The following is an 11,595-nucleotide window of genomic DNA, read 5'->3' as shown; positions in this document are numbered from 1 at the left end:
TTTTTTATTTTGTTTTTTCCTGACGCTCTGAACGTATCGCATATAACGCTTTGCTGACGGTTTGGGCATTTTTTTCTGTAATTTCTGGCTTGCGTGGAATCGGCGGATATAAATCGGCGGGATCGCTCCAGCTGGACGGAAGGGTGACTGGGCATTGCTTTTGCCATTTTGCGATCCATTCAGATGGAATGTCATGTCCCGGATCGATCCCTTTCATTTCAAGCCATACTCGGGCCCAGGCACGGGGCACCACACGCCAAATATCATATCCGCCTCCTCCGACGGCGATCCATCTTCCGCCGCAATATTGATGCGCTAAAGCGTGAGCAAGCCGCGGAATCTGTTCGTAAATGGCAATCGTTGCCGACAAATGCGTCAGCGGATCGTAGTAATGGGCATCAGCTCCATTTTGACTGATAATCACATCCGGCTGAAAATAAGCGGCGATTTCTGAAGCTGCTGTCTGGTAAGCCTCAATAAATGAATCATCCTCCGTAAAAGCATCAAGCGGGATATTAAAGGAATATCCGTAGCCTTTTCCGCTGCCTTTTTCCTGAATCTGACCGGTTCCGGGGAATAAATACCGTCCCGTTTCATGAATGGACAGGGTGCATACGTTGGGATTATCATAAAACGCAAATTGCACACCGTCTCCGTGATGGGCATCCGTATCAATATACAGCACCTTGGCTTGATATTTTTTCTGAATATATTGAATCGCTACAGCGCTGTCGTTGTATATGCAAAATCCAGAAGCCCTTCCTCGAAACCCGTGGTGCAGGCCTCCCCCAAGGTTGGCAGCATGCAGTGCTTGTCCAGACATGACATAATCCGCAGCTGTTAAGGTTCCGCCGACTAATAGCGAGGCCGCTTCATGCATGCCTGCAAAGACGGGTGTATCTTCAGTGCCGAGCCCGTAGCTTTCCCCTTCTTCGGGTGGAAGTTTTCCGGCGCCGGCAAGCTGTACTGCCTGAATATAATCGTCCGTATGCACAAGAGCCAGCTCATCTTCCGCAGCAAGCCGCGGACTGACGATATCCCCCTCGTCAAAGGCATCCATCGATTTGAGCAAATCATATGTCAGCAGAACACGCTGCTGATTAAAGGGGTGCTCCTGATGAAACATATAAGTCTGATAAGAGGGAGAATAAATAAACACACTGTCCCTCATAGCTGATCCCTGTGCTCTGACGGCCATACGATGAGATGCCCGTTTTTTTGCAATTCCTGCAAAAACGGCAGCGGATTCATCGTCTTGACACGGAATACAAGCACCTTTGCGCCGGAATCGTCATGGGGATAGACAAGAACGCTCAGTATTTTGACCTGAAGTCTTTGGCAGAGGCTGCTGACATCGGCGAGGCTTTTTGTGATGTCATTTACTTTTATCTCAACCTGCGATCCGGGCTGGTCAGCGCCTGTCAGCTTCACAAAAGTCCGCAGCAAATCGGTTTTTGTCAGAATGCCGATTAACTTTTGATGCTGCACGACTGGAAGGCAGCCGATGCCATGCTCATAGAAAACGGCTGATATTTCTTCAACAAAATCAAGCGGATGGGCGCACACGACGTCTTTTTTCATAATGGATTCAACGCTTCGTGTGAGAAAACGGCTGCGTTTGCTTTCTTCAAAAATGCTGGGGCTGGCCTGTTTCATATCTCTGTCTGTAATCATTCCAATCACATGACGGTCTTCATTAATAACAGGCAAATGCCTGATATGAAATTCCTTCAGCTTGTGTATTGCCGTTTCAAGCGTATCCGTTTTCGTTAATGTGATGACATCCTTTTTCATGATTTGCTCAACAATCATTATCTTTTCCCCTTTGTCAGTGTCAGTTAATACATATAACGATGATAAAAACGGAGCCTGTCAAATCGTTCAAGTGATTCCTGGCTGACGTTTTTTCCGATGCGCGCCATCAGGCAGTTCGCAGGATGGGAGCTGATCTCTGGCTCATCGGTAGCAAACCAGACCAATCCGCCTGCGTTCATCATTTTTTCCATGATCTTTCTGTACTCCCACACATCCTTTTTCATCCCTTTTAAATCCCAATGCCAGTAATATTCTGTCGTCATCACAATGTAGTTCTCCATTTGTTCGTCCATCATGCTGACGGTCAGAAGTGTTTTTCCGACAGAACATCCCCGGTATTCCGGCGCCACCTCAATGGCTCCGAGCTCAAGCAAATCCTCCATATTTCCTTCTGACCATCTTTCGAGCGGGTCAGGGTATAGATACGTCACATAGCCGACAATGGCCTGGCCGTCTCTGGCAATGATAATGCGTCCCTCAGGAAGGCCGGCAATATCGACTAATGCTTCATGCTGTTCCCGGGGCGGCCGAAATGCGGTCAAATCCTTATGAAACTCATAACCTGCCAAGTCTTCTGGAGAGACAGGCCCTTCTATCAGTAAGGAGCCGGTTGCTGTTTTGATGTTTGCAGAGTGATATGTTTTATGATGTTCCGCTGATTCACCGTCCCATCAATTTCTATAAAAAATACATGCCTCCTTTAAGAATAACAAATTATAAAGCGTTTTCAACATGGTTTATATTTTAAAAATTGAGAAGAATATGAATATATACTATAATAAATGTGACAACTTCAGCAAAGGGGGATGTTTGGACATGAATTTGAAAGCGTTGCCAGCGATAGAGGGGGATCATAACCTAGAAAACTACGATGAAACGTATCGGCAATTTGATTGGTCCGAAGCGGAGAAACATTTCTCTTGGCATAAGACAGGGAAATTGAACGCGGCTTATGAAACGATAGACCGCCACGCCGAATCTTTTCGGAAAAACAAAGTAGCACTTTATTATAAGGACGCAAAACGGGATGAAAAATACACATTTAAAGAAATGAAAGAAGAAACAAACAGAGCCGGGAATGTGCTGAGACGGTATGGAAATGTGGAAAAAGGGGACCGCGTTTTTATTTTTATGCCGAGATCACCCGAGCTTTATTTTATTATGCTAGGCGCTATCAAAATCGGCGCAATCGCCGGGCCGTTATTTGAAGCGTTTATGGAGGGGGCTGTTAAGGACCGGCTTCAAAACAGCGAGGCAAAGGTTGTTGTCACGACGCCTGAGCTTTTGGAAAGGATTCCGGTTGACAAGCTGCCTGATTTACAGCATATATTCATAGTCGGCGGCCAGGCTGAACAGAGCGGAACAAGCATCATTCATTATGATGAAGTGGCAAAGCATGAGAGCACAAGACTGGACATTGAATGGATGGACAAAAAAGACGGCTATTTGCTTCACTATACATCAGGATCTACGGGTACGCCAAAGGGTGTGCTTCATGTCCATGAGGCGATGGTTCAGCAGTATCAGACAGGAAAGTGGGTCCTTGATTTAAAGGAAGAGGACATTTACTGGTGCACGGCCGACCCAGGCTGGGTGACTGGAACGGTGTACGGGATTTTTGCGCCGTGGCTGAACGGAGCGACAAATGTTATTGTCGGCGGACGATTCAGCCCGGAAAGCTGGTATGGAACGATTGAGCAGCTTGGCGTAAACGTCTGGTACAGCGCGCCGACTGCCTTTCGAATGCTGATGGGAGCCGGAGATGAGATGGCTGCCAAATATGATCTGACTTCACTCCGCCATGTGCTGAGTGTCGGTGAACCTTTAAATCCGGAAGTGATCAGATGGGGGCATAAAGTTTTTCATAAACGGATTCATGATACATGGTGGATGACAGAGACGGGCGGCCAGCTGATCTGCAACTATCTTTGCATGGATATTAAACCAGGCTCGATGGGAAAACCGATTCCCGGTGTAGAAGCAGCAATCGTTGACAATCAGGGGAACGAGCTTCCGCCGTATCGAATGGGGAACCTCGCCATTAAAAAGGGCTGGCCTTCTATGATGCACACGATTTGGAACAACCCTGAAAAATACGAATCTTATTTTATGCCTGGCGGATGGTATGTGTCGGGTGATTCTGCCTACATGGATGATGAAGGGTATTTTTGGTTCCAAGGCAGAGTGGACGATGTCATCATGACCTCCGGTGAGCGTGTCGGGCCATTTGAAGTGGAAAGCAAGCTTGTCGAACATCCGGCAATTGCGGAGGCGGGGGTCATTGGAAAACCTGATCCCGTGCGCGGCGAAATCATCAAAGCCTTTATCGCTCTCAGAGAAGGGTTTGAGCCGTCTGATAAACTGAAAGAAGAAATCCGCCAATTTGTCAAACAAGGCCTTGCAGCTCATGCGGCTCCGCGTGAAATTGAATTTAAGGATAAGCTGCCAAAAACACGGAGCGGTAAAATTATGAGACGTGTGCTTAAGGCGTGGGAGCTGAATCTTCCGGCCGGAGACCTGTCAACGATGGAGGATTAAAAGGCGCCGTTGACACGGGATTTTATTTATGTTAAAAATGATATAGCTTCATATGAAAAGGTAAAGATTGAGACAAGTAGAATATCCTTACGTTCCAGAGAGCTGATGGCCGGTGAAAATCAGCACAGACGGATATATCGAATACACTCATGAACCGCTTTTGCAAACAAAGCCGCTCAGGCTTTCAGTAGTGAAAGAACGGACCTGATCCGTTATCAGGCAAAGTGATAAGAGCGAAAAGCTGCATGTATGCTCTTATTAGTAGGGTGGTACCGCGATAATCAATCGTCCCTTCGTTTACACGAAGGGGCGTTTTTATTTTATTAAAAAAGGAGCTTTATCTCATGACAAACTTACTTGAAGATTTATCCTTCCGCGGATTGATTCAGCAAATGACGGATGAAGAAGGACTGAATAAACAGCTGAACGAAGAAAAAATCCGCCTGTACTCAGGCTTTGATCCGACAGCAGACAGCTTGCATATCGGGCACCTGCTGCCCATTTTAACACTCCGCCGTTTTCAGCTTGCGGGGCACCATCCGATTGCGCTTGTGGGCGGCGCGACGGGTTTAATCGGCGATCCGAGCGGAAAAAAAGCTGAGCGTACGTTAAACACGGCTGATATCGTTGTCGAATGGTCGCAAAAAATCAAAAATCAGCTTTCAAGATTTCTTGATTTTGAATCAGCGGAAAACCCGGCTGTTATGGCAAACAACTACGACTGGATCGGAAACCTGAATGTGATCGACTTCCTTCGTGACGTCGGCAAAAACTTCGGCATCAATTACATGCTGGCAAAAGATACAGTCAGCTCCAGAATCGAATCCGGCATTTCTTACACGGAATTCAGCTACATGATTCTTCAATCCTATGATTTCTTAAACCTGTACAGAGAGAAAAACTGTAAGCTGCAAATCGGCGGAAGCGATCAATGGGGCAACATTACAGCTGGCCTTGAACTGATCAGAAAATCTGAAGAAGAAGGATCAAAAGCATTCGGTCTTACCATTCCGCTTGTAACGAAAGCGGACGGCACAAAATTCGGAAAAACCGAAGGGGGCGCAATTTGGCTTGATAAAGAAAAAACGTCTCCATATGAGTTCTATCAATTCTGGATCAATACAGACGACCGTGATGTAGTGAAATATTTAAAATACTTCACGTTCCTTTCAAAGGAAGAAATCGAAGAATATGCTGAAAAAACTGAAACAGCACCTGAAAAGCGTGAAGCGCAAAAACGCCTGGCAGAAGAAGTGACAGCGCTCGTGCACGGACGCGAGGCACTGGAGCAAGCGATCAATATTTCCCAAGCATTGTTCAGCGGCAATATTAAAGAGCTTTCTGCCCAAGACGTAAAAATCGGTTTTAAAGATGTGCCTTCTCTAGAAAAAGACAGCGCTGAAGAACTGTCACTCGTAGATGTGCTGGTTGAATCGAAACTGTCACCGTCTAAACGCCAAGCCCGTGAAGATATTAAAAACGGAGCTGTTTACATTAACGGTGAACGCCAGACAGAAATTGACTATATCTTATCTGCTGAAGACCGCATTGAAGATCAATTTACTGTTCTTCGCCGCGGGAAGAAAAAATACTTCCTTGTCACATATAAATAAGAAAAAAACATCCTTTGCTTAATTGGCAAAGGATGTTTTTGGTTTAGCGCATAGGAATTTGAGGGAAAGAGTATATTAGATAGGGCAAACACGACCATTCACCACCTTTTCAATAGGAGGGAGAGCTCACCGTGAATCTCATGTGTACGATCGCCAAAGAAAGATTACAGCGGGATTATTGGGAGCAGCAGACCAGAGAAAGTGTTGTCCAGCAGGAAACGGTAGAAGAATCAGACGAAAAAAAACCCCCGACCGCATAGCGGCAGGGGGTTTTTTAAACGATTAACGAGAGTAGAACTCAATAACGTTATAAACCCTAGTATTAATAGGTTTTAGAGGGCTCTTTTTAAAAACCTCCCCCAATCTTTAAAAATTGAGTGCCTGGTCGAAAGCCAGTACAGATTGTTCTTCCAAGTCTTTGAAAGAATGTCCGTATATATCTAAAATCATTTGCGGAGTATTTCCAAGCCGATCCGCTATGACTTTTACAGGCGTTCGTTTACTAATTAATATTGTCGCGTGAGAATGTCTTAATCCATGCGGAGTTATCTTTTTTAAACCAGTTTTCTTTGAGAGACGTCGCATAGAATACATGATTGTGTTATCAGTTACAGGTAGCCCGCTTTGAAAAGAGATGAAAATAAAATCCTCATCTGATAAATATAACCCGTAAGTGAACTTTATCTCTTTACACCATTTGCGGTATAATTTTAGCTGTTCAATCAGTTCCTCAGCAATTAAAATAGTGCGGTAGCTACGTTTAGTTTTTGGGGAACGAACCCCTTTATTATCTCTGGTCCTGTTAACGGTGAGAGTCTTATTATCAAAATCTAAATCCTCCCACTTTAAGCCTAATGCTTCACCTTTTCTCATGCCGGTATATGACAGCAAGAAAATGAGTGTATAATTAGTTATATTTTCATATTGCTTTGCAGCAGATAGAAACTGTTTCAATTCCGCGGCTGTGTAAAAGTTATCACTAACCTCATCACTTTCGATTGTTATTTTATTAAAACGATTTCGCGTTAATATCTCATCATCTACTGCTGCATTTATTGCTACTTTAAAGAGCCGATGGAATAACAGGACCGTGCTGGGCTTATATCTTTTTAACAGCTCATTAATGTAAACTCTTTTGTAAGTGCTCTTATCTAAATCAGCAAGTTTGTATCTGCCTAACAAGGGTTTCATTTGATATTTAATTGCATTCTGTCTTTGTAGCTGCGTTGTGATTTTCCATTGGTTTTTATAGGAATCAAACCAAGTATCAAGCCATTCAGCTACAGTTAAATTCGAGTTTTCAACTTTTTTTGTTTCACCTGATATGATCCCTGTCTTAACTTCTAATAAAGCTCTGTATGCTTCATTTTCCGTTTTAAAACCTTGCCGCGACTTTTCCTTACGTTTATTATTTTTGTCATAATACCGGTGTCTATAACACCAACGTTTTTCTTACTTTGCATTAAAGTAATAAAATAATTCGTTATCTTTTTTTGACTTATATAATTTCATATAGCATCCCTTTCTAACGTGGACAGACGCAATAAAGGGGGCTTTTTAAATTTAGTATCACCTCCTTTCAATTAAAAGGAGAATTAATCTTTAAGAAATTTTGGGTTTGTTTGTCTTAAATGATTTATCTGGTTTTGGATCTTTCTTGAATCATCTTCAAATTTCTTGCTCGCCATTTTTTTAAAATCAAGTCCGTGTCTACCAAAAGCATCAACCATTGGCGAAAAAATTACATACACTACTTTTCCAAGTATTGAAATTTCTTCTTTTGTACAAATGAGCAAATTTTGGCTCCCCAATTGATCAGGAATCAAAATAAGTAATTCATCTATATTTTTTTGTTTAAGTATACTTTGTAATTTTTTATTTGTTTTTTCATCGTCTACACTTCTAATTATATCCATGAATAGATTCGAATCGAGAAATCTTCGTACATAGTAACGATCTTCTTGATGATTATAGATTAAATAAGTATCCAAAGTTCCTGGATCTTCGTCTGGAGCAACACCCTCACAATAAAGTAAATCCCCTATTTTTAATCTTTCTGGAGAATATTCGGCATCCTTATTTTCAAAGAAGAAAAATTCATTTCTATTGTAATCAATTTCACTATTATAGTTGTCAGCCAATTCCACCATCTCATAACCGAACCCTGTGTTTCACCCCGAAGAGCAAAAATGGTCAGAAGTAGCAACTCAAGCAGAAAAAGATGAGATTTTAAAACAAGTTGAAAAAGGAAGAGTTCCGTCACCTTTAGATGAATTAAAGTTTCAAAACGCTCAAATCATGGTGCAGCTGGCTGAAGCCCAGAACTTGATAGATTCTCAAGCGGAAATGATAGCGGACTTATTATTAATGCTGGCTGAAGGAGGGGAAGCGTGATGGATTGGTTCAAAAATATCCAAACCATTTATGGATGGGGAAGACAGTATTACACAAATGCTGACGTCGCCCGTTTTGTTGTCTTGAATAGAATCACAGAAGAACAAAATAAAGAAATCACCGGCCTGACCTATCCAGCCACAGAGCCGGTTGTCATAGATTTAGGAAGTTAACCAACACCCATTGAGGTGTTTTTATTTTGCCATGAGGGAGGTGAGGGCTTTATGGAAATGGATATTACACAATATTTAATCACTCAGGGGCCCTTTGCTGTGTTGTTTTGCTGGCTCCTATTCTATGTCATGAAAACGAGTAAAGAAAGGGAAGCAAAACTCTATAATCAAATTGATTCCCAAAATGAAGTCTTGGGGAAGTTCAGTGAAAAGTATGATGTTGTAATTGAAAAGCTAGACAAAATTGAAAGCAAAGTACAATAGGAGGCATAAATGATATGAAAAACTATGACAAAGGCACATTCATTCGGACGGTGCTTCTTTTGATTGCACTTATTAACCAAACAATGCTGATGCTTGGTAAGTCACCGTTGGATATTTCAGAAGATCAGGTTAATCAGCTTGCGGATGCTCTTTACACTGCTGGTTCTCTAATCTTTACTATCGGGACTACAGCTGCAGCATGGTTCAAAAATAACTATGTGACTACAAGAGGTCACCAGCAAAAAGCAGTTCTCAAACAAAATAATCTAACAAAATGAAGCTGCTGGATAACCCAGTGGCTTTTTTATATTAAAAATAAAGGAGAGAACACTCATGACAATCTCAGTGAAAAAGAATCTTGTATCAGAAGCAAAATACGCTTTGAAATGCCCAAACGCTATGACAGCAGAATACATCACCATCCACAATACAGCGAATGACGCGTCAGCTGCCAATGAAATCAGCTATATGATCGGGAATACAAGCTCGACAAGCTTTCACTTTGCAGTCGATGACAAAGAGGTTATTCAAGGGCTGCCGTTAAATCGTAACGCATGGCACACAGGAGACGGCACAAACGGCACCGGAAACCGTAAGTCTATAGGCGTTGAAATCTGTTACAGCAAGTCAGGAGGCCCTAGATACAAGGCGGCAGAAAAACTAGCAATCAAATTTGTGGCGCAGCTGCTCATAGAGCGCGGCTAGGGTATTGATCGTGTGCGCAAGCATCAAGACTGGAACGGCAAATATTGTCCGCACCGTATTTTGTCAGAGGGAAAATGGGACGAGGTTAAGACTGCCATTGATGCAGAATTGAAAACGCTAGGCGGGAAAACAACTTCTAAACCGTCATCATCGATGTCAAAAACTTCCGGGAGCACTTACACAGTCAAAAAAGGCGATACTCTTTCTGCGATTGCAAAAGAGCATGGGGTAAGTGTGGCAAACCTTCAGAAATGGAATAATATTAAGAATCCGAATGAAATCAAAGTCGGCCAAGTGCTAAAGCTGACGGGATCATCCGGCTCTTCTAAGACGTCATCCAGCGGTAAGAAATACGTTTACCTTCCGGCTTCAGCTGATTCATGGCGCATCTATCCGACAAACAAGGCGCCGGTCAAAGGGAACGAATGCGGCTTATTGCGTCCTAAGAAATTCGGCGGCCTGAAGTTCGGGGTTCTCGGTAATCCACAAACGGACGTTTACACGATCAAGACGGATCAGTTCGGAAAGGTAAACATCTATGCTGCGAAGCACACAGGCGCAACAGTAAAATAAACGAAAGCAAAACTTGAATCTTTATTGAAGTGAAAAAAGACCCTCTCTATGAGAGGGCCTTTTAATTAATGCTTTAATGAGTAACTTAATTAACGAGAGCTAATGACTGACTATTTCGAAACTAAATTAATAAGATCTTTATTTTATTACTCTAACATTGTTATACTAATAACTAACATATTTTCTAAATTGGAGGACTATTGTTATGAAAGGGAAAAAGATCATCATTTGTTTATTGGCCATCTCTATTATTTTCATAGTTGGCTTTTATTTTATTAAGAATAATGAAACTCCTGATTCAGCGAAAAAATTTAATAGTGAACAGGAAGCTTTACAGTATGCTAAACAAGAATCACCTTATATTACTGACTTTATAGATGAAACAAAGGAAATTGATAATGAAAAAGTTGTGATATATACATTTGAAAAAAATAAACAAATGGGTATAGGTACAGGAACATTGGCATGGAAAGATAAAAAAGTGACATGGGTAAAGAACGGGAATGATATAGTACTTGATAGTAAGAATAATAAGACTGATATTTCAGGTGATGTAAAGTCGTATTCAGGTAAAAAGTATAAATTATATGCTGGATTTAACAAAACAAAAAATCTAAAAATTGAAACCCAGACAGATAATAATGTAACTCCTCATGTGGATAAGAAATCAGGAATATATTATTTGTTAATTCCTAGTATAAATTAATCACATCTCATTTACAAAACTCTCCTCCTTTGGTAATATTTTAATGTATCATAAAAATGAGGAGGGTGTATATGAAAAAGAAAGTTGCGTTTTTGATTACTGTTTGCGTGGTATGTTTGATGATTTTTGGAAATCCTACGAAAGGATTTGCAGCCGAGCAAAATACTATCAATCTATCTGATTCAAATGTTGAAAAATTTTATGATGAGGAACAAAATGCAGTAATTGCACCATTCAAAGCGACAGAAAATGGTCTTGTACCTGTTTCAAAAGATGAATATGAAAAAGCGACTAAAACGACAGAAAACGAAGATTTAGAGAATGAGTTTGTTGTTTCTGAGGAAAATAATGACGAGCCAGGATTTAATGCCTATGCTGACGTTGATATTAGAACTTGGCGTTATAAAGAAAAATCAGCCACTAAATATTATGGAAATCCTATTAAAGTTTCAGCATCAATTAAGTGTACTTCATCATCGTGTAGAGTAGATAAACAATGGCAAGCTACTGTATCTAAGTCTTACAGTGTTAATGCTTCATCAGAAATTAAAGCTATAAACTATGGTGCTAGTTTTAATTTTACGTCAGCAAAATCTAGTTCTAGTACATATTCCTTTACAATAAAAAAAGGTCAATCAGGATATATAGCTTTTAAACCATACAAAAGAAAGTCTACAGGTACCTTAACGCAGTATTCTACAATGCATGGTAAAATCAGTAGCAAATCAGCCTACGGAAGATCAGCAATTAAGCTGAGAACTGGAGAAGCTGATGGATACTATTCTTTTGTTTTTACTAAAAAATAGTATGATAG

13 protein-coding genes, 2 pseudogenes and 1 other annotated feature are annotated in these 11,595 nt (G+C 41.4%); of the genes and pseudogenes, 10 read left to right on the top strand and 5 right to left on the bottom strand.

Annotated features, from left to right (window positions below; genetic code table 11):
- Positions 1 to 4 precede the first annotated feature (4 nt).
- From AU387_RS10180 to acuA, 3 genes are read right to left on the bottom strand one after another with little or no spacing between them, the layout of a single operon-like run.
- On the bottom strand, positions 5 to 1,171 hold the full coding sequence (locus AU387_RS10180; protein WP_059335601.1) for an acetoin utilization protein AcuC: 1,167 nt from the start codon (positions 1,169 to 1,171) through the stop codon (positions 5 to 7).
- Positions 1,168 to 1,812 (bottom strand): acetoin utilization AcuB family protein, encoded by a 645-nt coding sequence (locus AU387_RS10175; RefSeq protein ID WP_059335600.1) that lies wholly within the window; start codon positions 1,810 to 1,812, stop codon positions 1,168 to 1,170. Before AU387_RS10175 ends, AU387_RS10180 begins: the two co-directional genes overlap by 4 nt.
- Positions 1,813 to 1,838: 26 nt before the next feature.
- The gene (gene acuA, locus AU387_RS10170; protein ID WP_059335599.1) at positions 1,839 to 2,438 is read right to left on the bottom strand and encodes an acetoin utilization protein acetyltransferase AcuA; all 600 of its coding nucleotides are present in this window, start codon (positions 2,436 to 2,438) and stop codon (positions 1,839 to 1,841) included.
- Between the two features lie 193 nt (positions 2,439 to 2,631).
- Between acuA and acsA the strand changes: the two genes are divergently transcribed.
- The 3 genes from acsA (at position 2,632) to sr7p (ending at position 6,226) form a co-directional block, all read left to right on the top strand.
- A complete protein-coding gene (acsA, locus tag AU387_RS10165; RefSeq protein WP_059335598.1) occupies positions 2,632 to 4,353 on the top strand; it encodes an acetate--CoA ligase in 1,722 nt (573 codons plus the stop codon).
- A 54-nt stretch (positions 4,354 to 4,407) separates the two neighbouring features.
- Positions 4,408 to 4,649, top strand: a binding site (T-box leader).
- Between the two features lie 48 nt (positions 4,650 to 4,697).
- Positions 4,698 to 5,966, top strand: a complete 1,269-nt coding sequence (tyrS, locus tag AU387_RS10160; protein WP_044153837.1) for a tyrosine--tRNA ligase — start codon at positions 4,698 to 4,700, stop codon at positions 5,964 to 5,966.
- A gap of 131 nt (positions 5,967 to 6,097) precedes the next feature.
- Complete coding sequence (sr7p, locus tag AU387_RS22205) at positions 6,098 to 6,226, top strand: small protein SR7P (RefSeq protein WP_024122505.1); 129 nt, start codon at positions 6,098 to 6,100, stop codon at positions 6,224 to 6,226.
- A 106-nt stretch (positions 6,227 to 6,332) separates the two neighbouring features.
- Here the strand turns inward: sr7p and AU387_RS10155 are convergent.
- Together AU387_RS10155 and AU387_RS10150 are read right to left on the bottom strand one after the other, a co-directional pair.
- A pseudogene (locus tag AU387_RS10155) lies at positions 6,333 to 7,478 on the bottom strand (tyrosine-type recombinase/integrase).
- Between the two features lie 83 nt (positions 7,479 to 7,561).
- On the bottom strand, positions 7,562 to 8,107 hold the full coding sequence (locus AU387_RS10150; RefSeq protein WP_139127441.1) for a hypothetical protein: 546 nt from the start codon (positions 8,105 to 8,107) through the stop codon (positions 7,562 to 7,564).
- A gap of 25 nt (positions 8,108 to 8,132) precedes the next feature.
- On the opposite strand from AU387_RS10150, the gene AU387_RS10145 reads away from it, so the two are divergent.
- The 7 genes and pseudogenes from AU387_RS10145 to AU387_RS10120 all read left to right on the top strand — a co-directional run bounded on the left by AU387_RS10145 (position 8,133) and on the right by AU387_RS10120 (position 11,587).
- A complete protein-coding gene (locus tag AU387_RS10145) occupies positions 8,133 to 8,360 on the top strand; it encodes a hypothetical protein (RefSeq protein WP_232460774.1) in 228 nt (75 codons plus the stop codon).
- The gene (locus tag AU387_RS21205) at positions 8,360 to 8,533 is read left to right on the top strand and encodes an XkdX family protein (RefSeq protein ID WP_082687874.1); all 174 of its coding nucleotides are present in this window, start codon (positions 8,360 to 8,362) and stop codon (positions 8,531 to 8,533) included. The genes AU387_RS10145 and AU387_RS21205 overlap by 1 nt, the downstream gene beginning before the upstream one ends.
- A gap of 51 nt (positions 8,534 to 8,584) precedes the next feature.
- Complete coding sequence (locus tag AU387_RS10140; protein WP_031600555.1) at positions 8,585 to 8,797, top strand: BhlA/UviB family holin-like peptide; 213 nt, start codon at positions 8,585 to 8,587, stop codon at positions 8,795 to 8,797.
- Positions 8,798 to 8,811: 14 nt separating this feature from the next.
- A complete protein-coding gene (locus AU387_RS10135) occupies positions 8,812 to 9,075 on the top strand; it encodes a phage holin (RefSeq protein WP_059291834.1) in 264 nt (87 codons plus the stop codon).
- A gap of 55 nt (positions 9,076 to 9,130) precedes the next feature.
- Positions 9,131 to 10,075, top strand: a pseudogene (locus AU387_RS10130) (N-acetylmuramoyl-L-alanine amidase).
- Positions 10,076 to 10,280: 205 nt separating this feature from the next.
- Positions 10,281 to 10,781, top strand: a complete 501-nt coding sequence (locus AU387_RS10125) for a hypothetical protein (RefSeq protein WP_059291836.1) — start codon at positions 10,281 to 10,283, stop codon at positions 10,779 to 10,781.
- A 71-nt stretch (positions 10,782 to 10,852) separates the two neighbouring features.
- Complete coding sequence (locus AU387_RS10120; RefSeq protein ID WP_059291837.1) at positions 10,853 to 11,587, top strand: DUF6060 domain-containing protein; 735 nt, start codon at positions 10,853 to 10,855, stop codon at positions 11,585 to 11,587.
- Positions 11,588 to 11,595 lie beyond the last annotated feature (8 nt).

Origin of the sequence: Bacillus halotolerans, assembly GCF_001517105.1 — a bacterium.
GTDB lineage: Bacteria > Bacillota > Bacilli > Bacillales > Bacillaceae > Bacillus > Bacillus halotolerans.
This window is presented reverse-complemented; position numbering and strand designations above follow the sequence as displayed.